This is a genomic window from Arthrobacter sp. BGA-UO-ETr-C19 (assembly GCF_059568005.1).
Window position 1 is genome coordinate 150,478 of record NZ_JCAQPC010000007.1, and the last position, 25,251, is coordinate 175,728.

Annotated in this window: 24 protein-coding genes; 10 read left to right on the forward strand and 14 right to left on the reverse strand. The window is 67.1% G+C overall.

Annotation, left to right across the window (positions count from 1 at the left end; translation table 11 throughout):
* Positions 1–259: 259 nt before the first annotated feature.
* A complete protein-coding gene (serC, locus tag AC57BR_RS02750; RefSeq protein ID WP_496358232.1) occupies positions 260–1,390 on the forward strand; it encodes a phosphoserine transaminase in 1,131 nt (376 codons plus the stop codon).
* A gap of 204 nt (positions 1,391–1,594) precedes the next feature.
* Here serC and AC57BR_RS02755 read toward each other — a convergent pair whose 3' ends face one another.
* Both AC57BR_RS02755 and AC57BR_RS02760 read right to left on the reverse strand, forming a co-directional pair.
* A complete protein-coding gene (locus AC57BR_RS02755; protein ID WP_496358233.1) occupies positions 1,595–2,194 on the reverse strand; it encodes a DUF3027 domain-containing protein in 600 nt (199 codons plus the stop codon).
* 7 nt (positions 2,195–2,201) lie between these two features.
* Positions 2,202–2,585, reverse strand: coding sequence for a cold-shock protein (locus AC57BR_RS02760; protein WP_496358234.1), 384 nt, complete (start codon positions 2,583–2,585; stop codon positions 2,202–2,204).
* Between the two features lie 183 nt (positions 2,586–2,768).
* On the opposite strand from AC57BR_RS02760, the gene AC57BR_RS02765 reads away from it, so the two are divergent.
* From AC57BR_RS02765 to AC57BR_RS02790, 6 genes are all read left to right on the forward strand, one after another.
* Entirely contained in the window at positions 2,769–3,002 is a 234-nt protein-coding gene (locus tag AC57BR_RS02765; protein WP_494018091.1) for a hypothetical protein, read from the forward strand.
* Between the two features lie 10 nt (positions 3,003–3,012).
* Positions 3,013–5,505 carry a helicase-associated domain-containing protein gene (locus AC57BR_RS02770; protein WP_496358235.1) on the forward strand — a complete coding sequence of 831 codons (2,493 nt, stop codon included), beginning with the start codon at positions 3,013–3,015 and terminating at the stop codon, positions 5,503–5,505.
* A 13-nt stretch (positions 5,506–5,518) separates the two neighbouring features.
* Entirely contained in the window at positions 5,519–7,162 is a 1,644-nt protein-coding gene (locus AC57BR_RS02775) for a DNA repair helicase XPB (RefSeq protein ID WP_496358236.1), read from the forward strand.
* Positions 7,163–7,223: 61 nt separating this feature from the next.
* Complete coding sequence (locus tag AC57BR_RS02780; RefSeq protein WP_043419482.1) at positions 7,224–7,937, forward strand: response regulator transcription factor; 714 nt, start codon at positions 7,224–7,226, stop codon at positions 7,935–7,937.
* Positions 7,938–8,011: 74 nt separating this feature from the next.
* Positions 8,012–9,514 (forward strand): sensor histidine kinase, encoded by a 1,503-nt coding sequence (locus AC57BR_RS02785; RefSeq protein WP_496358287.1) that lies wholly within the window; start codon positions 8,012–8,014, stop codon positions 9,512–9,514.
* A gap of 127 nt (positions 9,515–9,641) precedes the next feature.
* Complete coding sequence (locus AC57BR_RS02790; protein WP_496358237.1) at positions 9,642–9,929, forward strand: WXG100 family type VII secretion target; 288 nt, start codon at positions 9,642–9,644, stop codon at positions 9,927–9,929.
* Positions 9,930–9,942: 13 nt separating this feature from the next.
* Here the strand turns inward: AC57BR_RS02790 and AC57BR_RS02795 are convergent, their stop codons facing one another.
* The 6 genes from AC57BR_RS02795 to AC57BR_RS02820 form a co-directional block, all read right to left on the reverse strand.
* Positions 9,943–11,016: an RNase H family protein gene (locus AC57BR_RS02795; protein ID WP_496358238.1), complete on the reverse strand. Its 1,074-nt coding sequence runs from the start codon at positions 11,014–11,016 to the stop codon at positions 9,943–9,945.
* Positions 11,017–11,120: 104 nt separating this feature from the next.
* The gene (groL, locus tag AC57BR_RS02800; protein WP_003804695.1) at positions 11,121–12,749 is read right to left on the reverse strand and encodes a chaperonin GroEL; all 1,629 of its coding nucleotides are present in this window, start codon (positions 12,747–12,749) and stop codon (positions 11,121–11,123) included.
* Between the two features lie 289 nt (positions 12,750–13,038).
* Positions 13,039–14,313 (reverse strand): ABC transporter substrate-binding protein, encoded by a 1,275-nt coding sequence (locus tag AC57BR_RS02805; RefSeq protein WP_496358239.1) that lies wholly within the window; start codon positions 14,311–14,313, stop codon positions 13,039–13,041.
* Positions 14,313–14,516 (reverse strand): cold-shock protein, encoded by a 204-nt coding sequence (locus AC57BR_RS02810; RefSeq protein ID WP_496358240.1) that lies wholly within the window; start codon positions 14,514–14,516, stop codon positions 14,313–14,315. The genes AC57BR_RS02805 and AC57BR_RS02810 overlap by 1 nt, the downstream gene beginning before the upstream one ends.
* A 158-nt stretch (positions 14,517–14,674) precedes the next feature.
* Complete coding sequence (locus tag AC57BR_RS02815; protein WP_496358241.1) at positions 14,675–15,325, reverse strand: LytR C-terminal domain-containing protein; 651 nt, start codon at positions 15,323–15,325, stop codon at positions 14,675–14,677.
* Between the two features lie 48 nt (positions 15,326–15,373).
* Positions 15,374–15,748 (reverse strand): DUF3263 domain-containing protein, encoded by a 375-nt coding sequence (locus AC57BR_RS02820; RefSeq protein WP_496358242.1) that lies wholly within the window; start codon positions 15,746–15,748, stop codon positions 15,374–15,376.
* Between the two features lie 139 nt (positions 15,749–15,887).
* Between AC57BR_RS02820 and AC57BR_RS02825 the strand changes: the two genes are divergently transcribed.
* Entirely contained in the window at positions 15,888–16,682 is a 795-nt protein-coding gene (locus AC57BR_RS02825) for a uracil-DNA glycosylase (protein ID WP_496358243.1), read from the forward strand.
* A gap of 10 nt (positions 16,683–16,692) precedes the next feature.
* A complete protein-coding gene (locus tag AC57BR_RS02830) occupies positions 16,693–17,532 on the forward strand; it encodes a siderophore-interacting protein (protein ID WP_496358244.1) in 840 nt (279 codons plus the stop codon).
* A 21-nt stretch (positions 17,533–17,553) separates the two neighbouring features.
* Here the strand turns inward: AC57BR_RS02830 and AC57BR_RS02835 are convergent, their stop codons facing one another.
* The 3 genes from AC57BR_RS02835 to AC57BR_RS02845 form a co-directional block, all read right to left on the reverse strand.
* The gene (locus tag AC57BR_RS02835; RefSeq protein ID WP_496358245.1) at positions 17,554–19,050 is read right to left on the reverse strand and encodes a threonine/serine exporter family protein; all 1,497 of its coding nucleotides are present in this window, start codon (positions 19,048–19,050) and stop codon (positions 17,554–17,556) included.
* A gap of 54 nt (positions 19,051–19,104) precedes the next feature.
* Entirely contained in the window at positions 19,105–20,178 is a 1,074-nt protein-coding gene (locus AC57BR_RS02840; protein WP_496358246.1) for a lipid II:glycine glycyltransferase FemX, read from the reverse strand.
* 108 nt (positions 20,179–20,286) lie between these two features.
* Positions 20,287–21,108, reverse strand: a complete 822-nt coding sequence (locus AC57BR_RS02845) for a DNA/RNA non-specific endonuclease (protein WP_496358288.1) — start codon at positions 21,106–21,108, stop codon at positions 20,287–20,289.
* A gap of 114 nt (positions 21,109–21,222) precedes the next feature.
* Between AC57BR_RS02845 and AC57BR_RS02850 the strand changes: the two genes are divergently transcribed.
* A complete protein-coding gene (locus tag AC57BR_RS02850) occupies positions 21,223–21,795 on the forward strand; it encodes a TspO/MBR family protein (protein ID WP_496358247.1) in 573 nt (190 codons plus the stop codon).
* Position 21,796: 1 nt separating this feature from the next.
* Here AC57BR_RS02850 and AC57BR_RS02855 read toward each other — a convergent pair whose 3' ends face one another.
* From AC57BR_RS02855 to gcvH, 3 genes are all read right to left on the reverse strand, one after another.
* Complete coding sequence (locus AC57BR_RS02855) at positions 21,797–23,209, reverse strand: L-serine ammonia-lyase (protein ID WP_496358248.1); 1,413 nt, start codon at positions 23,207–23,209, stop codon at positions 21,797–21,799.
* Between the two features lie 146 nt (positions 23,210–23,355).
* Complete coding sequence (glyA, locus tag AC57BR_RS02860; protein WP_496358249.1) at positions 23,356–24,705, reverse strand: serine hydroxymethyltransferase; 1,350 nt, start codon at positions 24,703–24,705, stop codon at positions 23,356–23,358.
* Positions 24,702–25,085, reverse strand: coding sequence for a glycine cleavage system protein GcvH (gene gcvH, locus AC57BR_RS02865; protein ID WP_476908271.1), 384 nt, complete (start codon positions 25,083–25,085; stop codon positions 24,702–24,704). Before gcvH ends, glyA begins: the two co-directional genes overlap by 4 nt.
* Positions 25,086–25,251: the final 166 nt, after the last annotated feature.

Below are 25,251 nucleotides of genomic sequence, written 5' to 3' on the forward strand. Positions count from 1 at the left end.
TCGCATATCCGACGGCGGCGCAGCACCGGCGCTCTGCCCGTACGTTCAGTGCCAGCTTAGCCTATTTTGAATTAGTCCGGATAATCCGCAGGGCAGCCGGCAGGCACCGTCTCAATGACTGGACTATGACGGGGCCGTGTTCCTGCGTTATCCGCGCTTCGGGCAGAATAAGGAGGGTCTTCGTGGCGGTCATGGTTGCCTGCCGGCCATCGCCCCGACCCAGCCGAACCGCACTTCCATGCCGAAAATTGGAGCCACTGTGAGCGACACCAGCATCACTATTCCCGCAAACCTCCTGCCCAAGGACGGACGGTTCGGCGCCGGTCCCTCCAAGGTCAGGCCGGAGCAGATCGAGGCACTCTCCGCAGCCGCCACGACGCTCCTGGGCACGTCCCACCGCCAGGCCCCGGTGAAGAACCTCGTGGGTTCCGTCCGCGAAGGCCTCAGCACCTTCTTCCGTGCCCCCGAAGGCTACGAAGTGGTCCTTGGCGTCGGCGGTTCCACCGCGTTTTGGGACGTCGCCAGCTTCGGCCTGGTGGAAGAGAAGGCACAGCACCTGTCCTTCGGCGAATTCGGGTCCAAGTTTGCCGCGGCCACCAACAAGGCACCGTTCCTGGCGGAATCCTCCATCATCAAGTCCGACCCCGGCACCTGCCCCGTCGCCAGGGCCGAGGCCGGCGTTGACGTTTACGCCTGGCCGCAGAACGAGACATCTACCGGTGTGGCCGCGCCCGTCCAGCGGGTGAACGGCGCCGACGAGGGAGCACTGGTGCTGGTGGACGCCACCTCGGCTGCCGGCGGCCTCGACGTCGACGTGGCCCAGACGGATGTCTACTACTTCGCACCGCAGAAGAACTTCGCCTCCGACGGCGGGCTGTGGCTGGGCCTGTTCTCCCCGGCAGCGCTGGAGCGGGCCGAGCGCGTCAAGGCCAGCGGGCGCTGGATCCCGGACTTCCTGGACCTGAAGACCGCCATCGACAACTCCAAGCTGAACCAGACCTACAACACCCCGTCGCTGTCCACGCTCGTCACGCTGGATGCCCAGGTGCAGTGGCTGAATGCCAATGGCGGCCTGGACTTCGCCGCCGGACGCACGGCCGACTCGGCCGGACGCATCTACAAGTGGGCGGAAGCCTCCGAATTCGCCACGCCTTTCGTTGCCAATGCCGCCGAGCGCTCCAACGTCATCGCCACCATCGACTTCGATGACTCGATCAATGCCGCCGCCATCGCCAAGGTGCTCCGCGCCAACGGCATCGTGGACACCGAGCCCTACCGGAAGCTGGGACGCAACCAGCTGCGCATCGCCACCTTCGTGGCAATCGAGCCGTCCGACGTCTCCGCCCTGCTCGAATGCATCGACTACGTAGTGGGCGAGCTGAAGAAGTAGCAAGGAGTTTGAGTTTTTGTCCAGATAATCGGACTTCGACGGCCATTAAGCCCCATTATCTGGACAAAAACTCTTCAGCTGAGGTTCGACGGCGTCGGGCGGGCTTGCGTCCGGCTCCGTCCGGACTTATGCGAAATGCCCCCGCTACCTACGAGGTAGCGGGGGCATTTCGCATATTAAATGGCGGATGATCCGGCGGCCTGATCAGCCCTGCCCTGGGCTTCCAGTTTCAGTCTGGCCGCCGGTTCCAGCCTCATCAGCGGATGCCGGATCGGAACCCAACTCTGCATCGGCGTCGGACTCGGTTTCGGCGTCGGGCACTGTTTCGGCGTCCGCGGCAGTCTCGCCCGGAGCGCCGTCAGCAGCCCCGTCTTCAGCAGGAGCTTCGTCCTGGACGTCATCCGTATCCTGTTCCTGGGCGTCCTCAGGGCGCACGCGCTCGGCCCACGGCACCCACTCCGGGGCGAGGATCGAGTCTTCCGACGGAAGCAGGCCAAGCTCGTTGACCGTGATCATCTTGGAGCGGGAGTTCCGGGTCAGGACGGCATACCACTGCCAGCCTATGTACCCCGGCAGCCGTGATTCGAAAAGGTGCGTCACCACGCGGTCGCCCTCGGTGCGGGCGGCCAGATGGTCCCCGATTTCGGATGCCTTCGCAATGCCTTCGATGGCGGTCCGGGCAGTGTCCACGGCAGCGGCCAGCACGGCGTCGGGTTTCCCCGTCCGCCACACCGGGACACCGGTGCGCCGCTTGGGTGCCTTGGGTTCCACCTTGGATTCGGCCTGTTCAGGTTCCGGGTTCATCGGAGGCCTAGGCGTCCAGCTCGTCGGCAACCTTACGCAGGGCAGCGGCAATGGCCTTGCCCTTGTTGCCATCCGGGTACTTGCCAGACGACAGCGTGCCGGACAGGTTGTCCAGAACCGTCACCAGGTCCTGCACCAGCGGAGCGAGATCCCTCGCGCTGGGGCGCTTGGCCTTGGCGATGGACGGCGCCTTTTCGAGGACGCGCAGGCCCAGGGCCTGGGCGCCCTTGCGTCCGTCCGCGACGCCGAATTCAACCCGGGTGCCGGCCTTCAGTTCCGAAACCCCGGCGGGCAACGCGGACTTGGGAAGGAACACTTCCTGCCCGTCCTCGCCCGCGAGGAATCCGAAACCTTTGTCCTTGTCGTACCACTTGACCTTGCCGGTAGGCACCTAATCAACCTTCTTCGTTCTGACGTTCTGGGACATGGCCAGCCGTCACCGCATCCGCACTGATGTGCGGGTTCAGGGTATGACTGCCTGGACCATGTTGGTCTGTTCCTTCAAGGTTATCCTGACTGGCAGGCTAATCCCGCTTTGAGGCGCGGCCGCGGCGCTGCTGTTAGCGTTACGTCCATGACATCCGCGCGTATCCGGCGGCCACTGATGGCCACCGCAGTGCTCCTAGCCGTTTTGTCCCTCGCAGCCGTCGGGGCAGTCATGGCGCTGGCCGCTGCGGGCCAAGCCGCGCCGCAGTGGATCACGTCGACGGCGCTTTACGGCCTTCCAGCAGCCTTCCTGCTGATGCTCGTGCTGGTGGTCGACGGCGTTGCCGCCCGCCGCCGGGCAGGAAGCCCCGGCGGGCGGTAACGTTGGACTGATGTCCCTCATTCGAGCGCTCAGCAAGGAACTGGAGGCACGCAGCGACGAGTCCCTGCGGGCTTTGTTCGCTGCGCGGCCGGACCTGATCTCCCCCGGGGTACCCGACTTCCCCGCGCTGGCCGCCCGCGCCAGCGCGCGGGTGAGCGTGCAGCGGGCCCTGGAACGCCTGAACCGCCCGCAGATGCAGGTCCTGGAGACGCTGCACCTGTGCACCAACACGGACACCGGGCACAGCGCATCGGCCGCGGTGCTGAAGAAGAGCATCGCCGGCTCCACGGTGGCGGCCATTGAGCAGCTCCTGCAGTCGCTGCATGACCTGGCATTGGTGCAGCGGGCGGAGCCGCCGCACGGTGCGGGACCCGGCGCCCAGCGGCAGCGCTTCTACCTTCCGGTGAGCAGCCTCAAGGACGTTGTCGGGATATACCCGGCAGGGCTGGGTCGCAGCTACACCGAGCTGGTCAGGCTGCAGCCGGCCTTCGCCCAGCGCGTTGTCCAGCTTGTCGCGGAGCTGCACCGCAGCGGCGCAGCCGTGCAGGCTGCCACCACGCCGATGGAGGCAGCGCTGGCGCTGCAGCACTGGACCTCTTCCCCGGAAGGACTGCACGCGCTCCTCGCCGGCGCCCCGGAACGGACCACTGCACTGCTTGCACGGTTCAGCAACTGGGCCATGGGCGCCGTCCCCCAGGCCCAGCGGAAGGCCTCGGTCACAACTGAAGGTCACGACGTCGGGCCCGTTGACTGGCTGCTGGCCCGGGGCCTGCTGGTACCGCTGGACGCCGCCCACGTGGAACTGCCGCACAGCGTGGGCATCTCCCTGCGCGGCGGCGCCATCATCGCCAATTTCTCCCTGACTCCCCCGGCGCCGACGCTCGGCGTCACCACCGCCGCGCTTCGCCGCAACGCCGCGCTCGGCGCCATCGCCGAGACCCTGCGACTCACCGGCGAACTGCTGTATGCCGTCAGGGACCAGCCACTGGCCACCCTGCGGAGCGGCGGCGTGGGCATCCGCGAAATGCGGAGGCTCGCCGAGACGCTCCGTGTGGACCACCACACCACCGCCGTGTTGCTGGAGCTCAGCGCCCTGGCGGGCCTGATCCGGCTGGACGTGGATAGCTCGAGCTGGGTGCAGCCGCCCCAGCTGGAATGGCTCGGGCTGCCGCGGCAGGAACAGTGGCTGTGGCTCGTCAACGCCTGGCTGGCCAGCGAGCGGGCCCCGTCACTCGTGGGGCAGCCCATGAATGGCCAACCCGCCGGGCCCGCGAACCACCGGACTGCCCCGGCAGCCACCGTCAACGCCCTCTCCGCGGAGGCCCAGCGGTCCGACGCACCCGTCATCCGCAAGAGGATCCTGGAGATACTGCGGGAGCTGACGCTCGAGGCGGAGATGCCGGACGGGGCGGCGCCGGTGCTCAACGCAGAGGCAGTGCTGCAGCGTGCCGAGTGGGCGCAGCCCCGCATGGCGCGGCGGTTCAGTTCCCTGATCAGCGGCGTCCTGGCCGAGGCGGAGCTGCTGGGACTGATCGGGTCCGGCGCCCTCAGCCAGCTCGGTGCCGCCATCGCCGCGGACGCGCCTGACGACGCCATGAACCTCCTGGGCGAACACCTGCCTGCGGCCCTCAACCACGTGCTCCTGCAGGCCGACCTCACAGCGGTGGCGCCGGGATACCTGGCCCCCGACCTGGCTGAGCAGCTCCTGCGGATGGCCGACGCCGAAGGGCAGGGCCCGGCCACGACGTACAGGTTCTCCGTGGAGTCCATCCGGCGCGCCCTGGACTCGGGCCAGGACGCGGCAGCCATCCTCGATTTCCTCCGCCGGCACTCCGCCACCGCCGTGCCGCAGCCACTGCAGTATCTCGTGGAGGACACGGCCGCCAGGCACGGCAAGCTGCGGGTCGGGGCGGCCGCCAGCTTCATCCAGAGTGACGACGAAGCCGCCCTCAGTGAGCTCTGCCGGGAAGCTGCAGCCTCGTCCCTTGGCCTGGTCCGGATCGCCCCCACCGTCCTGGTGTCCATGGCCTCTCCCCGGCAGACGGCCCTTGTGCTGCGCGGGCTGGGACTGTCACCCGCCGTCGAAGAGGCCGGATCCGCCGTCGTACGCCTCAACCGCGCCGCGCCCCTTACGGGCACCGGGCGCCCCGTCTACAGCGCGCCGCGAACCGCCCTTCCCGATGCCGACGTCACCGCCCAGCTCGCGGTCCTCCGCAGCCATGCGGAGCACGCCGCCAGCCCCAACGGTTCCCGTCCGGCTCCGGCCGGCGGCGAGGAGGCAACCCAGCTGGGACTGGAGACCCTGCATAAAGCCATCCGGCTCCGGCAAAAAGTCGTGATGAATGTCGTGGACAGCCTGGGGAATGCGAAACTGGAAACGGTCGTTCCGGTATCCGTGGCGGGCGGACGCGTCCGTGTCTTCGATCCCGCGAAGGACACGGAGCGGGTGCTCTCCATCCACCGGATCATCGACATCGAAGCAGCAGAGGAAATGCAGCAGTGAAGGTTCTACCTGCGTGAATGACGGGCCCCTGATTGTCCAGAGCGACAAGACCATCCTCCTCGAAGTGGACCACGAGCAGGCGACGGAGGCCCGGCACGCCATCGCGGCTTTCGCCGAACTGGAACGCGCGCCCGAGCACATGCACAGCTACCGGCTCACGCCGCTGGGGCTTTGGAACGCCCGGGCAGCAGGGCTCGACGCCGAGAAGGTGCTGGACACGCTGCTCACCTATTCCCGGTTCCCCGTGCCGCACTCGCTGCTGATCGACATCGAAGAAACCATGTCCCGGTACGGCCGGTTGCGGCTGGAGAAGGACCCCCAGCACGGGCTGGTCATGCGCACCAGCGACTATCCGGTGCTGGAGGAGGTCAGCAGGGCCAAGAAGATCCAGCCGCTGCTGGGTCCGCGGATCGACGCGGAGACCGTGGTGGTCCATTCCTCCCAGCGCGGCCAGCTGAAGCAGCTGCTGCTGAAGATCGGCTGGCCGGCGGAGGACCTGGCCGGCTACGTCGACGGCACGCCGCACCCCATCATGCTCAATGAATCCGGCTGGACGCTGCGGCCATACCAGCGGCTGGCCACGGAGAACTTCTGGGCCGGCGGCAGCGGCGTCGTCGTGCTCCCCTGCGGCGCCGGAAAGACGCTCGTGGGCGCCGCGGCGATGGCCACGAGTTCCACCACAACGCTGGTCCTCGTCACCAACACGGTCTCGGCACGGCAGTGGAAGGATGAGCTGCTCCGGCGGACCTCGCTGACCGAGGACGAGATCGGCGAGTATTCGGGCGCCGTCAAGGAGGTCCGCCCGGTGACGATCGCAACCTACCAGGTCCTTACTACCAAGCGCGGCGGCCTGTACCCGCACCTTGAGCTCGTGGACGGCCACGACTGGGGGCTGATCATCTACGACGAGGTCCACCTGCTGCCCGCGCCGATCTTCCGGATGACGGCGGACCTGCAGGCGCGGCGCCGGCTGGGCCTCACGGCAACCCTTGTGCGTGAAGACGGCCGGGAGGGGGAGGTCTTCAGCCTCATCGGCCCCAAACGCTATGACGCGCCGTGGAAGGACATCGAGGCCCAGGGCTATATCGCCCCCGCGGATTGCGTGGAGGTGCGCGTGGACCTCCCCAAGGACGAGCGCGTGGCGTACGCCATGGCCGAGGACGCGGACAAGTACCGGCTGTGCGCCACGTCCGAGACCAAGACCCTCGTGGCCGAACAGCTGGTGGAACACCACCGGGGCGAGCAGGTCCTCGTGATCGGGCAGTACATCGACCAGCTCGACGAGCTCGGTGAGCGGCTGGGCGCCCCGGTCATCAAGGGCGAAACCCCGGTCAAGGCGCGGCAGAAGCTCTTTGACGCCTTCCGCGCCGGCGAGATCCAGACACTCGTGGTGTCCAAGGTGGCCAACTTTTCCATCGACCTCCCGGAGGCCTCCGTGGCCATCCAGGTCTCCGGTTCCTTCGGCTCCCGCCAGGAGGAGGCCCAGCGGCTCGGCCGGCTGCTGCGCCCCAAGCAGGACGGCCGGGCGGCACGCTTCTACTCCCTCGTTGCCCGCGACACCCTGGACCAGGATTTCGCGGCCAAACGCCAGCGCTTCCTGGCCGAGCAGGGCTACGCCTACCGCATCATGGACGCTAAGGACGTCGAATCCTGCTGACCCAAGCAACACTCAACATACATCCAGAAAACTCCCAGATTCTGGGAGCATCATGGGAGATATGAAAAAGAACAGCGCCGAAGCGAAGCTCCTCGTGGTTGATGACGAACCGAACATCCGCGAGCTGCTTTCCACGTCCTTGCGCTTCGCCGGCTTTGAAGTGGTGTCCGCGGGGAACGGGCGGGAGGCGCTGGCCGCCGTCGAGGCACACGCGCCCGACCTCGCGGTGCTGGACGTCATGCTTCCGGACATGGACGGTTTCACTGTCACCCGCCGGCTGCGCGCCGCGGGGAAGCATTTCCCTGTCCTCTTCCTGACCGCCAAGGATGACACAGAGGACAAGGTCACGGGGCTGACAGTGGGCGGGGACGACTACGTCACCAAGCCCTTCAGCCTGGATGAGGTGGTGGCCCGCATCCGCGCCGTGCTCCGCAGGACGCAGCCGATGCTGGAGGATGACGAGGCCGTCATCCGGGTGGACGATCTGGAGCTCGACGACGACGCCCACGAGGTGCGCCGCGGCGGCAAGGTGATCGAGCTGTCCCCCACCGAATTCAAGCTGCTCCGCTACCTGATGCTCAATCCCAACCGCGTCCTGTCCAAGGCACAGATCCTGGACCACGTCTGGGAATACGACTTCAACGGTGACGCTTCCATCGTCGAGTCCTACATTTCCTACCTGCGGCGCAAGGTGGACATCGATCCCGACGCCCCGGCCCTCATCCAGACCAAGCGCGGCGTCGGCTACGTGCTGCGGACAGCCGAAAAGCGCTGACCTTGCTCGACCGATGGAGGTCCGCGCTGGAGCGCTGGAAGTCCGCCACCCTCCGGTCCCAGCTGGTGGCCATCATGATGGCCCTCCTGCTGGTGGCGCTGGCCGTGACCGGGGCGGTTGCACTGACACTGCTGCGCGGTTACCTCGAGGGCCAGGTGGACGACAAGCTGCGGGCCGCCGTCGCTGCCGCCCAGTCGCAGCGCTCCATCTCCCCCATCGCGAACCCGGCAGTGCCCACGGACTACACGGTGACGCTCTACTATCCGGGAACGCAGCGGGACCCCATCGACGACAAGCTGGCCCGCCCCGACATTGCGTCGATCTCGGTTGACGAAGCCCGCGAGCGTGATTTCCGCCCCTACCAGGTGCGGGGCACTGACGGTAAGAACTGGCGCGTGGTGGCTGTGCCCGTTGTTGTTGGCAGTGAACAGCAGCGGGCGGTGGTGGTCATCGGGCTGCCGTTGTCCACGGTGGATGAGGTACTTCGCCACATCAGCTTGGTCGGGGTGGGTGTGGGGGTGCTGACCCTCATCCTCGCCTTTTTCATCGCCAACTGGACCGTGACCAGGTCCTTCCGCCCGCTGGCCAGGGTGGAGAAGACCGCCGCCGCCATCGCCGCCGGAGACCTCTCGCGCCGCGTCGACGTCGAGAACCCCTCCACGGAAGTGGGCCGTCTCGGCAGGTCGCTGAACGCCATGCTCGCCCACATCGAGGCGGCCTTCGCGGCCCGGATGGCCTCCGAGGACCGGATGCGCCGGTTTGCGGCGGACGCGTCCCATGAGCTGCGCACCCCCCTGGTGACGATCAGGGGCTACTCGGAGCTTTACCGGCACGGCGCGCTGCAGTCGTCAGAGGATGTGGCCAGCGCCATGGGCCGGATCGAGAGTGAGGCCAAGCGAATGGGCTCTATGGTGGAGGACCTGCTGCTGCTGGCCCGGCTCGACGAGCAGCGGCCGCTGCAGCGCAAGCCCATCGACCTGCAGCTGCTCGCCCATGACGCCGTGGTGGATACCCAGGCCAGTGAACGGAACCGCACCATCACCCTCACCGGCCTGCACAACGGCAGCGCAGAACCGGCGCCGGTGCTCGGCGACGAGGCAAAGCTCCGCCAGGTCATCGGCAACCTGGTGGGCAATGCCCTGCGCTACACGCCCCGGGGAACTCCCATCGAACTCGCCGTGGGGGTCCGGCGCGCCGACGACGGTTCCACGCAGTCCGTCCTGGAGGTCCGGGACCACGGCCCCGGCATCTCCGACACCGAGGCGCCCAAGGTCTTTGAGCGCTTCTACCGGGCCGACACGTCACGCACCCGGGAGACGGGCGGCAGCGGGCTGGGGTTGGCGATTGTGGCTGCCATTGTCGGCTCGCACGGCGGCTCCGTCCGGGTGGAAGGTACCGACGGCGGAGGCGCAACCCTCGTGGTCAGCCTCCCGCTCCGGGAGGACTCCCCCGAGGCGGACAGCCCGGAGGCGGACGGCATCGGAACGTTCTCGGACAGCTCTGCCGAAGTCGGTGTAGCCGCGGACAGCGCTGCCAACCGGAACCGGGCTGCCGGCGGGAACCGGTTATCCACATAGCGAATCCCGCTATGGCGCCGCCTGCAGGCGGGTTCCTAGGCTCGATGTAGCGGACCGGAACGGCCGGTCCGCCAGCCACAGCGACTGTCCTGCCGGGGCAGTTCCTCAAGTTGTCGAGAGGCCCGCCATGAGCATCATTTCCGTTGATACCGACCAGCTGCAGGTGAAATCAGCCAACGTCAAGGCAACCGTTGACCGGATCAGCGCCGACGTCCAGGCGATGAAGCATGGCCTGGACGAACTGCAGGCCACCTGGCGAGGTTCGGCTGCCACCAACTTCCAGGCCCTCGTTGCCGAGTGGACGCTGACGCAAGGCAAGGTCGAGGCCTCCCTCGCCTCCATCAACCTGGCCCTGTCGTCGGCCGCGGACACCTATGCGCAGGCGGAGCAGGGCAACGCGCAGCGCTTCAGCTGACGCCTGCGGCGGCTCAGGCTTCGGGTGTGCCCTGGTGGAACCGCAGGCGCCACTGTTCGCCGTCCAGGACCCACAGGGAGCTGCGCAGGGCTGAGCCGGCGCGGGAGTAGCTGCGGTAGGTCAGCAGGACCGTGTCCGTGCCGATCCGGTCGGCGCTGAGCACGTCCAGGTCGACATGACCCGCTGGGCTTTCCTCAAGGGACATCATCATCGCGTCGCGGGTCCAGAGGCGCCCGGCGGTACCGATTTCCGTAAAGTCCGGGTGCAGGAGCTGTCCCGTCCGGCCGATGTCGCTGCGGACGTCAGGGCGGAGGAGCTCTCGTTCCAGGGCCTCGACAATCTCTTCGGGCGTGGCGCCCGCCGGGGGTTCCGCAAACGCCTGGTCACCGAGTTCGCCGGCACCCAGTTCGCTGAAGAGGTCGGGCTCGTCTCCGAAGAGAGCCGGAGTTCCGGACTCGAAGCCGTCCCGGTTGGCAGCAGCACTGCGGGCCGGGGACCCGGCGGCCCCGCGGGCGAGTGTTTCCGCCGCGCCGCGGGCCCGTGTTTCAGGCTCAAAGAGCGAAGGGATACCGCCCTCGCCGCGGCCCTCCTTGACGGCCCGCCGGCCTGTTGCCGGTTCCGCATCGGGGAAACCGGGTCCTGAGCGGGCGGCAACGCCCTGCTGGTAAGCGATCGCCACGGCCCTGGCGCGCTCGTCAGCGGCCTCGTTGAGCTCGTGCCCGGCGTGGCCCTTGACCCACTCGAACCTGTACTTCCGCCCGGCGAGCTCCCTGTCGATGTCCTTGAGGATGTCCACGTTCAGCACGGGCTTGCCGTCCGCCTTGCGCCACCCTTTGCGCTTCCATCCGGGCATCCACTTGGTCACGGAGTTGATCACGTACTGGCTGTCGCAGAGGATGTGCAGGTCTTCGTCAGGGAGGTGCGCGGTGGAGCGGAAGAGGTCCAGGACGGCCATCAGCTCACCCTGGTTATTGGTGCCGTGGGGCCAGCCGCCGGCCCGCCAGCAGTCGTCGTTCACATACCAGGCCCACCCTGCGGGACCCGGGTTTCCCAATGCCGAACCGTCGGCTGCTGCAGTAATCGTCACCGAACCATCCTGCCAGACTGCACGGACAAAAATGCGCAGACAAAAAAGTGCGGCCCCCTCGGTGGAGGGGGCCGCACTCATTAGACGCTGGGAGCAGCGGGAGGCTAGAAGCCGCCCATGCCGCCCATCTCGTCGCCGCCGCCGACGGCCGGGGCGTTCTTCTCCGGCTTGTCGGCCACAACGGCCTCGGTGGTCAGGAACAGACCGGCAATGGAAGCCGCGTTCTGCAGGGCAGAGCGGGTCACCTTGACGGGGTCGTTCACGCCGGCAGCCAGCAGGTCGACGTATTCGCCGGTTGCTGCGTTCAGGCCGTGGCCTGCAGGCAGGCCGCGGACCTTGTCGACCACGACGCCGGGCTCGAGGCCGGCGTTGAAGGCGATCTGCTTCAGCGGGGCGTCGATGGCAACGCGGACGATGTTCGCACCGGTTGCTTCGTCGCCGGTCAGGTTCAGGTTGGCGAATGCCTTGGCGCCGGCCTGGATCAGGGCCACGCCACCACCGGCAACGATGCCCTCTTCGACGGCAGCCTTCGCGTTGCGGACAGCGTCCTCGATGCGGTGCTTGCGCTCCTTGAGCTCAACCTCCGTGGCGGCACCGGCCTTGATGACTGCAACGCCGCCGGCCAGCTTGGCCAGGCGCTCCTGCAGCTTCTCGCGGTCGTAGTCGGAGTCGGAGTTTTCGATCTCGGCGCGGATCTGGGAAACGCGGCCGGCGATCTGGTCGGCGTCGCCGGCACCTTCGACGATGGTGGTCTCGTCCTTGGTCACGACAACCTTGCGTGCCTTGCCCAGGAGTTCGAGGCCGGCGGTCTCAAGCTTGAGGCCAACTTCCTCGGCGATGACCTGGCCGCCGGTGAGGATGGCGATGTCGGCAAGCTGCGCCTTGCGGCGGTCACCGAAGCCCGGAGCCTTGACGGCGACGGACTTGAAGGTGCCACGGATCTTGTTGACGATCAGGGTGGCCAGGGCCTCGCCCTCGATGTCTTCGGCGATGATCAGCAGCGGCTTGTTGGACTGCATGACCTTCTCGAGGACAGCAACCAGTTCCTTGACGTTGGAGATCTTCGAGTTGACGATCAGGATGTACGGGTCTTCGAGGACCGTTTCCTGGCGCTCGGTGTCCGTAACGAAGTACGCGGAGATGTAGCCCTTGTCGAAGCGCATGCCTTCGGTGAGCTCCAGCTCGAGGCCGAAGGTGTTGGACTCCTCGACCGTGATGACGCCTTCCTTGCCCACCTTGTCCAGGGCCTCGGCGATCAGGGCGCCGATTTCGTCGTCACCGGCGGAGATGGAAGCCGTGGCTGCGATCTCTTCCTTGGTTTCGATTTCCTTGGCGGAGTTCAGCAGTTCGGCGGTTACGGCTTCAACGGCCTTCTCGATGCCGCGCTTGAGGGACAGCGGGTCAGCGCCGGCCGCGACGTTGCGCAGGCCTTCCTTGACCAGCGCCTGGGCCAGAACGGTGGCCGTGGTGGTGCCGTCACCAGCGACGTCATCCGTCTTCTTGGCAACTTCCTTGACCAGCTCGGCGCCGATCTTCTCGTAGGGATCGTCCAGCTCGATCTCCTTGGCGATGGAAACACCATCGTTGGTGATCGTGGGGGCGCCCCACTTCTTTTCGAGGACGACGTTGCGGCCACGCGGGCCGAGGGTGACCTTGACGGCGTCGGCGAGGATGTTCAGGCCCCGCTCAAGACCGCGGCGTGCCTCTTCATCAAATGCAATGATCTTGGCCATAACGGCAATAGTCCTTTCGGGACAGTCGTTAAGAAGGAACCTCGCTGCGGTGCCCGCGACGGACGATCCTTTCCGCAGGCCTCTGTATGCCCGACGGTCCGGATCTCACCCCAACCAGGTGTTTCTTTCGCTCCGTGCGCCGCCGCCTGGGTGCTGCCGGCCTGAACCGGACGACCCATTAGCAGTCGGCACGCTGGAGTGCTAATCAATAATTAGCACTCCCCCGGGGAGAGTGCAAGCAGATGTGTCTGTTTATCCTGCGAACGGGCGGAGTATTCGCTGCCAGCGATCAGCCGGCAGCCCTGCCGGCGGCCTCGCTGCCCGTGAGCTTGGCCTTGTTGTCGGCTCCGTAGGTGAACACCATGTACTTCGCGGCAGTGACGTCTCCGTTCGCATCGAAGCGGATTGGCCCTGACTCGCCGTCGTAGTCAATGGCCTTTCCGTCCCGGATGGCGGCCAGGCAGTCCTTGTACGTCGAGCAGACGGCCCGCTGGCCGGACGGCGAGGCGGACGCCCGGCTGCCGGAAGTGCCGCCGGAAACGGAGATGAGCGTACCGGCGATGGAGGCACCGGCGTCGTCCTCTGCCGCAGCGGCGGCCAGGGCCGCGAGGTTCACGGCATCAAAGGCCTCGGCCGCGAACGTCGTGTCCTTGAGCCCCGCATCGATGGCCACGAGTTCAGCCTGGAAATGCGCCGAGGGGAAGACCCCGGGCACCAGGACGCGCGCCCCCTCCAGCGACTTCGAACCGAGAGCGGACCCGTACTGCCTGAAGGCGCCGTCGCCCAGGATGAGTTTATTGCCCGGCAGCCCGGCGTTGGTGAGCTCGGCGATGGCGCCCTGCGCACCGTCCCGGGCAATGACGACGACGGCGTCCGGCGCCGCGTCGCGGGCAGTGGCCGCGGACTTCTTCGCCTCGCCCGCCTTGAAGCCGGAGACGGTGACCGGGTCCAGCCCGCCGGCCTTGGCGGAAGCGGACACTGCTGCAGAGATGGCCTGGCCGTAGCTGCCGTCCTCGTAGACCACCGCGAGGCTCTTGGCGCCGCCGTCCTTGGCGAGTTTCACCAGGACGGGAGCCTGTGCGATGTCAGCCGCCGTCGTGCGGAAGTAGTAGCCGCCGCTCTTGTAGCCGCTAAGTTCGGGTGCCGTGTTGGCGGGAGAGATGAGCGTGATCCTGGCTTTGGACAGCACGTCGATGGCGGCCGGCGCCCGGCTGGAATCGGTGGGACCGATCACGACGTCCGCCTTGGCGTCGGCTAGCTTCCGGGCCTGCGCGGCGGTGTCGCTGCCGGTGGTTTCGGGCAGCAGCTCCACGGGCCGGCCCTTGTGCCCGCCCGCCGCGTTGATCTGCTGGACGGCGAGCTTGGCCGCGGCCAGTTGTGCGGCGTTCAGGAAGGTCTGGGGTCCGGTGTTGTCGAGGATCAGCCCGATCCGCAGGGTCCCGTCGCCGCTGGCTTCAACCGGAGCCGTCCGGGCGTTGTCCCCGGATCCGGAGCAGGCACCCAGCGTCATCACGACGGCGGCGCCCCAGACGGCGGAACCCCGGAATCCCATGCGTCGTGCCACTAGACGGGCCGGACCTTTTCTGCCTGCGGGCCTTTTTCGCCTTCGCCCACTTCAAGCTCCACGCGCTGGCCCTCATCCAGCGCCCGGTACCCGTCAGTCTGGATGGCCGACCAGTGCACAAAGACGTCGTCGCCCGAATCGTCAACGGTGATGAAGCCGTAGCCCTTTTCCGCGTTGAACCACTTCACGGTTCCCAATGCCATGATCCCCACACTTTCAGGTTGCTCCCGTAAGGCCCACGTCGGTGTGTGCCGTAAATTACGCCTTGAAGCCTGTCATCACTCTATCCAGTCAGGCCCTTGCAGACGCAGGCCGGCCGACGGCAGCGGAGGCAATAGTTATTTAGGCGTAACCGGAATAGCTACTCGTAGCCGGGGCCCAGCACCACCGCAACGGGCGTCGGGAAGTCCGCACTCTCCACCAGTGTGGGGATGTTCAGCAAGGCAGCGAGCGCCTCGGCGTTGGCCCTGTGGGCAGCGTCCGAGTAGAAGATCACCGACTGTTGCTGGGGAGCACCCTGCCAGTTGGCCACCTCACCGAGCACCCAGCCGTCGGACTTGACTGTGGCACCTACACGTCCGGCGAGTCCGGAAGTCAGCGTTCCATTGAAAATGGCGACCGGCTGCGACTTGTCCACCGCTGCAGGGGCAATGGTTTCCGAGGTGGCGGGCTCCAGCGCAGAGGGCGAAGCCGGGTCGGAGGCGGACGCCGACGCTGAGGCTGAGGCTGAGGCCGAGGCGCTGGGCGTCGCACTTGCAGAAGGCGTCGCCGTGGGGCTGGCCGAGGCCGTGGAAGTGCCTGCCGCCGCGGCCGGCCGCGGCGCGATGGCGGGCTGGAAACCCAGCTGGGGCAGCAGGAAAAAAGCAACCAGTCCGACGGCGAGTGCCCCGATTCCCACGGAAAGGATCGGCCACAACTTCGGGCGCGACGGCGCGGAGACAGCGCGGTGTACGCCCTGCCGGGAGGAGACCTCAGGCACCCTGTCGAATTCGTCCCGGGCAAAATTAGTCATGGTAAACAGGCGTCCTCGTTGGTTTCGCCGGCAGTCCGGCACTGGCAGTTACGCGTCAGATCCAAGGCGGCGGGCAGTGCGGGCCCGCTGACGTGACGTACGTAGTCTACGCAATCTCTTCACGAGCATGGGGTCGTGGGCCAGCGCGTGCTCTGTATCAATGAGGGCATTAAGGATCTGGTAGTAGTGCGTCGCGGACAGGTCAAAGAGCTCGCGGATGGCCTGTTCCTTGGCGCCGGCGTACTTCCACCATTGCCGTTCCAGGGCGAGAATCTGCTGCTCCCGCTCGCTCAGTGGCGAATCCCTGGGCGTGAAGTCGTCCAGCAGCGAGCCGCCCCGCAGCCCGCGTTCAAGCGATGAATCGCGCCCTGAATCCCGCCCTGAATCCCGCTCCGCGAGGTGGTCCTGCAACGGCTCGGCCACTGCGCTCTCCTTAGCTGAATCCGGTCAAAGTACCTCCCCTATGTTACGGAGGAATAACAGCCTTGTCATTTGAGGCGCGGCGGCACCCGCCGCCGATTCACCGACGGCTGCAGCGGGCCAGGGACAGCCGTGCGGGAGAATGGACACCGTGACGGAACCTGAACCGCTCTTCGACCTCGAGCCCGCAATGGCAGCTGGCCCGGACTTTGCGGAGCTGGCCGGGCTCCCCCTCGGCGAGTTGATGGCACCCGACTGGGCGGATGCGCTGGCGGGAGTGGAGGCGGAGCTGCGGTCTGTGCTGTCCTTCCTCGCCGGCGAGGAGGCGGCGGGGCAGCGGGTGCTGCCCTCGGCGTCGAACGTCCTCCGGGCCTTCCGGCAGCCGTTGAACGGCGTACGGGTCCTGATCGTGGGCCAGGATCCCTACCCGACTCCCGGACATGCTGTGGGCCTCGCCTTTTCCGTGGACGGCGCCACCCGCCCCATCCCGCGCAGCCTGGCCAACATCTACAAGGAGCTCGCATCGGATCTGGGCCTCCCGCCGCGGATCCATGGTGACCTCGGTGCGTGGGCGGACCAGGGCGTTTTGTTGCTCAACCGGGTGCTGAGCGTGCGTGAGGGTGCTGCCGGGTCCCACCGAGGCAAAGGCTGGGAAACGATCACGACGGCGGCTGTGGCCGCCGTCGCCGGCCGCCGGACAGCGGAGGGAACCGCAGCGCCGCTCGTCGCTGTGCTCTGGGGGAAGGACGCCGAGAGCGTCCGCCCCCTGCTGGGCGGCACACCTGTGGTGGCCAGCGCCCACCCCAGCCCGCTCTCCGCCTCGCGGGGATTCTTCGGCTCCAGGCCGTTCAGCCGCGCCAACGCGCTGCTGACGGAGCAGGGCGCAGAGCCTGTCAACTGGGAACTCCCGGCCGTCCCGCCACGGTACTTAGGCTAGGCTTACCTGCATGACTTCCCTTCCGGCCACTACCTCCGCCACGAAAAAATCCCGGCCGCAGGTCACCCTGACCGTCCTTCGCCGGGAGCAGCTTTCCGCGCACATGGTGCGGATCGTCGCCGGCGGCCCGGGGTTCGCTGATTACGTCAACAACGATTTCGTGGACCGGTACGTCAAGATCGTCTTTCCCCAGCCCGGGGTGGACTACCCCCAGCCACTGGACCTTTGGTCCATCCGGGAAACCATGCCCCGGGAGCAGTGGCCGCACACCCGGACCTACACTGTCCGGTGGGTGGACACGGCCGCCGGCGAACTGGCCATTGATTTCGTGGTCCACGGGGACGAGGGCCTCGCCGGCCCCTGGGCTGCTGCGGCCGAAACGGGCGACAGCCTCATCTTCACCGGACCCGGAGGAGGCTACAACCCGGATCCGGCCGCTGACTGGTACCTGCTGGCCGGGGACGAGGCCGCGTTGCCGGCAGTGGCCGCCGTCATCGAGGCCCTTCCCGCGGACGCCCGCGGCCTGGCGTTCATCGAAGTAGGGACGGAGGCCGACGTCCAGGAAATTGCTGCGCCGGCCGGGCTCGAGCTGGTCTGGCTGCGGCGCGCGGACGTTCCCGCCGGCGAGAGCGACCTGCTCGTGGAGGCAGTGCGCAACGCCGCCTGGCCCGAGGGCCGCGTGAACGTTTTTGCGCACGGTGAGCGCGGCTACATGAAGGGCCTGCGGGACGTGCTGTTCCGCGAGCACGGCCTGGACCGCAGCCAGGTTTCGCTCTCCGGCTACTGGGCCAAGGGCCGCGTCGAGGACGTCTTCCAGGCCGAGAAGAAACTCCCGATAGGCGAGGTTTAACCCCGCAGGATCTAACGGGCCCTAGCGGCGGCGGGACCGCCGCCGCTCATTGCTGGCGAGGCTCCGCGTGAGCGGCCGTGCCAGCGTGTCACCAAGAACAATGCCGCCCGCTACGCCAAACACGATCGCCCCGGCGCTGAGCATCCCGCCCGCCCCGAGCAGGATCTCGGACTCCTCGATGGTCAGGACGTACATCGACCGGAAAATGGTGAGTCCGGGCAGGAGAATCAGACCGGCCGGCACGGCGACCACCAGCTGCGGGGCGCCCATCTTCAATGCCACCACGCGGGCCAGCAGGCCGATCACCACAGCGGCGAGCGCCGGCGAGAACCGCGGCCCAATGCCGATCGCCTCGCCGCCGATGAGGGCCAGGTGCCCCACCACACCAACGGCCGCCGTCGGAAGCAGCAGCTTCCAGTCGGTCTGTTCCGTAACGCCGATCGCCACGACAGCGACGGCAACCAGGATCACCTGCACCCACAGCGGATAGGCCGGCGGGAAGGTCTCCGTGACGTCGATCGGCTCCATGCCGATCCTGTCCCCCACCACAAACGCGACGGCGATCCCGGCGACGACGGCCCCGAACGTCAGCAGGGTGGACAGGAACCGTCCGGCCGCCGTGACGGGAAAGCCGTTGATGGCATCCTGGACCGAGGACACGAGCCGCCCGGTGGGCAGCAGCAACAGGATTCCGCCCACCACCACAATGGCGGGGGCCAACCGGATCCCCACGGGACTGCCGAACCTCCACAGGAGCAGCGCGATGACCGTCACCACAAAGGAACAGGCCGCCGTGATGAAGAAGTCAGGAGTCCGCCAGCGGCCCAGCTTCCGGGCCACCAGGCTGATGAGCAGGTTGGAGCCGAACGCGACGGCCGAGGCGCCCGGACCGCCGCCAATGACGGCCACGAACACGGCCGCGAACACCGCGAACGCCACTGTCACCATCCAGCGCGGGAACGGCTTGGGGCGGCGGACGATCTCGTCGAGCCGGCGGACGGCCTCATCGCGGCCGACGCCTCCGGCCACGATATCGGTGACCAGCTGGTGCACCTGGGCAAGCCCCGCATAGTTGTTCGTCCAGGAACGGACCACCCGCAGAAGGGTGATGGGTGTCTGGTCCTTGGCTGCATAGTTGATGCCCACGGACTGGTTGGTGATGTCCACCTCGATGTTTTTCAGCCCCAGCGCAGCCGTCACGGCAATGATGCTTGTTTCCACCTCAAGGGCGCCGGCACCGTAGCGGAACATGGACTCGGCAAGATGCAGCGCAAAGTCCATCGTCTTGCGGGCAGACTCATCGATCCCGCTCACCTGAATCATGGGATTGGCGTAGGGGCTCCCGGCGAGCCGGTCCACGATGCTCAGCGGCGCCGTCGGCGGATTTTCCCCCTGCACCAAACGGCGCAGCATGCGCTTGGCGGCCGCGTTCTGGTGCAGCTGAGAGGCGGTGAGCGGCTCCGTCTTGGGCAGCCCGTCCGTGGGCGGCCGGTTGGCGCCGCGGGGTTCTTTAGTCATCGGGGCTCCCTCCGTTCAGTGCCTTAGCCGTTCAGTGCCTCAGCCGTTCATGCCTCAGTAAAACTGCTGCCCGGTGCGCCGCGTGTACAGCTGCCGGGCGACGCGTTCGCCCGCAACAATCCACGCCTTGTACTTCAACGGGCTGATGACCTGGTCATAGCAGCCGACGAAATCAGTGACTGTCTTGCTGAAACTGGTCTTGAAAAGCCCCAGCCCGTGGAAGGGATTCGACGTGTCCTTGAGCTTGTCGCTGGGCGGCGTTCCGCAGAAGTCGTATTCGGTGCAGCCCAGCTCCTTGAGCTGGTTGATCGCAGTCCACTGCACCAGGTGCGAATCACCGTACTGGTTGCGTTTCTGCAGGGACCCGCCGTCCTTGTAGGTGCCCTTGCGGCCGTAGTTGATGACGAACGCGCCCACCGAGGGAACGCCGTTTTCGTACACAAACATGAGCCTGCCCTGGCCGCGCTTGATGAAGTTCGTCCAGAACTGGCGGTAGTACCCGTACTCGCGGACCCGGACCTGCGACTTCGCCTGGACAGTGTCGGTCATCAGGGCGTACATAGACTTGAAGTTTTCCTCGCTGGGGTCAACGTTGTGCACTTCGACGCCCTCACGGATGGCGCGGCGGACGGCGTTCCGTCCCCGTGAGTGAAGGTTGCGGAGCAGCTGGTTCTCCTCGGGCGAAATATCCAGCAGTGCGGTCGAGTCGTTGGGCTGCAGATTGTGCGTCTTGACCAGCCCCGCCCCCTCGATGACCCGGCGGGCGGCGTCGCTAAGGATGATGTCCGGCTCGATCTTGATGGCGAAGACGCCCAGCCGTGCGCGCTTGACGAACTCTGCGTTTGCCGCGGCAATCCCCGGGATGTCCTCGACGCCGGCAACGTCCGGCCCCTTGATGAGGTACCAGAGCTTGCCCAGCACCGGGAAGCTCTTTTCCAGTACCAGGTTGTAGCTCGTGTAGTCGGCTGTTTCGTAGACGAGGTGCAGGGTCTTCCAGCCGAAGTGCTGCTTGACCTCGGCGAAGGCCTCCGACTGCAGCAGGTTTCCGCCGTTCGGATTCGCGGTGACGTGGGAGTCCCAGTTGGCAACCTCTTCGGAGGTGGCAAAGCGGGCAGTGAATTCTCGCAAGTGTGCCGTGTCCAATCTTCGCTTACGTTTCGTGCAGATGCCGGAGAAGCAGCCTCAAGTCTATCCGTCCGGCCTCCCGGACCGCGTGCGGCGGGCACGTGATCCTGGTCAGAGCCGCACCTGCCGAAGGTCCGTCAGCGCTATCGCTGCCGGGCCCGGCCCGCCTTCCGGGGTGCCGGCCGTGAACCGGTCGGCGCCGGCCAGGCGTGTCAGCACCATCCCGGTCAGGTCAGCAATGTGCGGGATGGGGACCTGGAAGGCGCGGTAGGGCCCCAGCGGCGGTGGCTCGTCCGCCAGCAGGCGTTCCCTGACGGCCCGGGCCAGTTCCTCCGGGCCGAGGAGCGGGGATTGGTCCAGCAGGAAACCGGCCGCGGCCAGCCGCCCATCCATGGTCCAGGCCGCGATCTTCCAGAATTTGCGGGGTATCTGGATGCCCCGGTAGGGGAGGTCGCCGGGGTCCAGGACGGGTCCGGTGAAGACGCTGATCCTGGCGTCGTACTGGCCGGCATGGTTGAGCACGTGGTCCTCCAGGCCAGCCCAGAGTTCCTTGCCCTGGTTGAAGGCAGCTGCCTGCGGCGCCGCATTCGGGTAGGTGAAGGTGTCCTGGTTTGCGGTCTGTGCGGTGCTGTCATCACCCCAGACGGGGTCCAGGCGGCGGACAAGGTGGCCCCGGTCGAGGTCGTTGTGCTGGTAAACTTCCGGTCCGGCCTGGAGCCCCCGCGGCACCCGGGGGTCGTAGTGCCAGGTTCCCTCGCGCCCAAGCGGCACCAGTGCCTGTCCGTTGATGTTGACGCCGGTCACGGCTGCGAGCCTGCGTGCCGGCAACAGCCGCACCGAGAAGTGGGTGTAGTCGAGGAGGACCGTGGACGCGTCCGGGCCCGGCAGGTCAAGGGCCTCACGCAGGAAGCCGGGATCGTAGCCTTCGCCCATGGTTCCCATGGTGGCATGCCCGCCTGACAATCTGGCCGCCCGCCGCGGTGACGCCGGCCGGCGCGGTGAGATAACCGCCTTGACTCTGGCTGCGCCCTTGGCAACTGTAGAGCAATGGACAGCAGCGAGCGCGTGCCGGCCGCAGGAGCCGGAAGAGGCGCCGGCACCAGAGGTGATGGCCGGCACCCCAAGCCGCGGAGCACCACCGTCGAACTGGCCGTACTCGTGGCATTCCTGGCAGCCTCCGCCCTGGTGGCCTGGCTGGGTTCGCAGGCGACCATCAGCAACGTCACCGGCTGGTACGCGGCGGCTGACAAGGCGCCGTGGTCTCCGCCCAACTGGGTGTTCGGGCCGGTCTGGACCGTGCTGTACACGGCCATGGCGGTGGCGGCCTGGCTCGTTTGGCGGAGCCGCAGCCCGAACCGCCGGGCTGCGCTCACCGTCTACGGCGTGCAGCTTGCCCTGAACCTGGCGTGGACGCCCGTGTTCTTCGGGCTGTATCCGGTCTGGGGTTCGGCCGCGCTCTGGCTGGCGCTGGGCATCATCTTTGTGCTGGCGCTGGCCGTCGCCGCCACCGTACTCATGTTCGGGCCGATCCGACGCGCCGCCGGTTTGCTGATGCTGCCGTACCTGTCGTGGATCATCTTCGCGGCGAGCCTCAACCTCTGGGCGGCCCTCAACAACTAGGTCAGCACTCGACGACGTTGACGGCGAGGCCGCCCATCGCGGTTTCCTTGTACTTCGAGCTCATGTCCTTGCCGGTCTCGCGCATGGTCACGATGACCTCGTCCAGCGAGACCCGGTGCGAGCCGTCGCCCCACAACGCCATCTTGGCCGCGTTGATGGCCTTCGCGGCAGCGATCGCATTCCGCTCAATGCAGGGCACCTGGACCAGCCCGCCGATCGGGTCACACGTCAGGCCCAGGTTGTGTTCCATGGCGATCTCAGCGGCGTTCTCCACCTGCGCCGGCGTGCCGCCCATGACCTCGGCAAGCCCGGCAGCCGCCATCGACGACGCCGAGCCCACCTCACCCTGGCAGCCCACCTCCGCACCGGAAATGGACGCCTGCTCCTTATAAAGCACCCCGACGGCACCGGCCGTCAGCAGGAAACGCACCACCACGTCGTCGCGGTCCTCCTGGGTCGCCTGGTCCATCCCGGGCGCGAAGTGCAGCGCGTAGTAGAGAACGGCCGGGATGATGCCGGCCGCGCCGTTCGTCGGCGCCGTCACCACCCGCCCGCCGGACGCGTTCTCCTCGTTGACTGCCAGGGCAATCAGGTTCACCCACTCCTGCCAGTACTTCGGGTCCCGGTAGTCGGGATCATGGTCCCGGCTCTCCTTCAGCAGCCGTTCGTGCCAGTCCGGCGCACGACGGCGGACCTTGAGCCCGCCGGGCAGCAGCCCCTCACGCTTCAGGCTGACTGCCACGCAGCCCTCCATCACCGAATAGATGTGCAGCAGGCCCTCCCGGATCTCCTCTTCCGAACGGGAGGCGCGCTCGTTGACCAGCATGACCTCACCGATGGACAGGCCCTGGGCGCCGCAGTGCTCCAGCAGTTCCGCGGCGGTCCGGAACGGCAGCGGCAGCTCCTTCTTGGACTCATCGAGCTCCTGCTGGGCCGCGTCCTCCTCGCCCTCGCGGACAATGAAGCCGCCGCCCACGGAGAAGAACGTCGCCTCGTGAAGCACGGTCCCCTCGGCGTCGGACACGGCGAACGTCATGCCGTTGGTGTGCCTCGGCAGCACGGTCAGCGGCCGCAGGACCATATCCTTCACCCCGTAGGGCAGGGCGACGGACCCGGCCAGCTGCAGGGTTCCGGTCGCGTCGATCGACGCCAGCCGTTCCTCGACCTCACCGGGAAGAATCAGCTCGGGATGGAAGCCCTCCAGGCCGAGCAGAATCGCCGTCATGGTTCCGTGCCCGTGCCCGGTCGCCGCGAGCGAGCCGTACAGGTCCACCCGCAGCGACGCCACGTCCTGCAACTTGCCGGACGCCTTAAGCTCCTCGGCGAATACCGCGGCAGCCCGCATGGGACCCACCGTGTGGGAACTGGATGGGCCTATTCCGATAGAGAAGAGGTCGAAGACGCCAACGGCCATGGTCGGTTCCTAACTAATGCTGTGATCCAGCAGATGGTCCTGCCGGTAGGCTGCAGAGCCGCGGTTGACGGTCCTGCCGCCGGGAGACTCGACGGCGGTCGGCGGCTTGTGGCGGCCGCCCGCCGTCGTGCTCCATTTAATCCACGCTACGCGGTTTTTGCCGCGGCGAGGTCTTGTACTGACGGGTAGAGCGGGTGGGCTTCGGCGAGTGCCTCCACACGGTGACGCAGGCCCGAAAGGTCCGCGCCGGCGTCGGCAATCAGGGCCTCCGCAATGATGTCCGCGACCTCGGCGAAGGCGGCTTCACCGAAGCCACGCGTCGCGAGAGCCGGGGTGCCGATCCGGAGGCCGGAGGTAACCATCGGCGGGCGCGGGTCGAACGGGACGGCGTTGCGGTTGACGGTGATGTCAATCTCCGCGAGTCGGTCCTCGGCCTGCTGGCCATCGAGTTCGCAGTTGCGCAGGTCCACCAGCACCAGGTGAACGTCGGTGCCGCCGGAGATCACGTTAATCCCCTTGGCGGTGACATCCGGCTGGACCAGGCGATCAGCCAGGATCCGGGCACCGGTAAGGACACGCTCCTGGCGCTCCTTGAACTCCGGGGACGCGGCGATCTTGAACGCCACTGCCTTGCCGGCGATGATGTGCTCCAACGGTCCGCCTTGCTGGCCCGGGAACACGGCGCTGTTGATCTTCTTGGCGATGTCGGCGTCGTTGGTCAGGATGATGCCGCCGCGCGGACCGGCGAGGGTCTTGTGCGTCGTCGACGTCGTGACGTGCGCGTGCGGGACCGGTGACGGGTGCAGTCCGGCGGCAACCAGCCCGGCGAAGTGCGCCATGTCCACCATCAGGTAGGCACCCACGGAGTCGGCGATCCGGCGGAACTCGGCGAAGTCCAGCTGCCGGGCGTAGGCGGACCAGCCGGCGACGATCAGCTGCGGCTTGTGTTCCTGGGCCAGGCGCTCCACCTCGGCCATGTCGATCCGGTGGTCCTCTTCGCGGACCTGGTATGGGATCACGTTGTAAAGGCGGCCGGAGAAGTTGATCCGCATGCCGTGGGTCAGGTGGCCGCCGTGGGCCAGGTTCAGGCCCATGATGGTGTCCCCTGGCTTGATCAGCGCGTGCATCACCGAGGCGTTGGCCTGCGCGCCGGAGTGCGGCTGCACGTTCGCGAACCCTGCACCAAACAGGGCCTTCACCCGGTCGATGGCAAGCTGCTCGATCACGTCAACGTGCTCGCAGCCGCCATAGTAACGCTTGCCCGGGTAGCCCTCGGCGTACTTGTTGGTCAGCACCGACCCCTGTGCCTGCATCACGGCCGCGGCGGTGTGGTTCTCCGACGCGATCATCTCCAGGCCCGAGCGCTGGCGGCCAAGCTCGTCGTCGATCTTGGCCGCGATCTCCGGGTCCAGCTCCGCGAGTTCCGCATTCAGGCTCGGGGATACGACCTGCTCGAAAGCCACGGTCTCGGTGCCTGCGGCACCCGCCGCGCTCACAGCTCGCCGCCGTTCTTCGAAGCGTATTCCTCGGCCGACAGCAGCGGACCCTCGGAATCAGCGGCCACCTTGAACAGCCAGCCGGCGCCGTACGGATCATTGTTGATCAGAGCCGGGTCCTCGACGACAACCGGGTTGATCTCCGTAACCTCACCCGTCACCGGGGAGTACAGGTCCGAGACGGACTTGGTGGACTCCACCTCGCCGCAGGTCTCCCCCGCGGTCACGGCCGAGCCGACTTCAGGCAGGTCCACGTAGACAATGTCGCCGAGGGCGTCGGTGGCCACGGCGGAGATGCCAATCGACACAACGTTCCCGTCCTCGCGGGAGACCCACTCGTGTTCGTCGGAGTACTGCAGTTCAGCGGCAACTTTTGCCATTTGTTTTTCCTAACTTTCGAAATCGTATGTTTCCGTACAGCGGGGAGTGCGTTGGGTGGAGAGTGAGGGAAATCCTCCGCGTGCTCGGTCGCGAAGGCGCCCGCTGAGCGGACGCGACGCTCCCTTAGACGCACGCTTCCGGAATCCCCTCACCCGCCGCTACTCG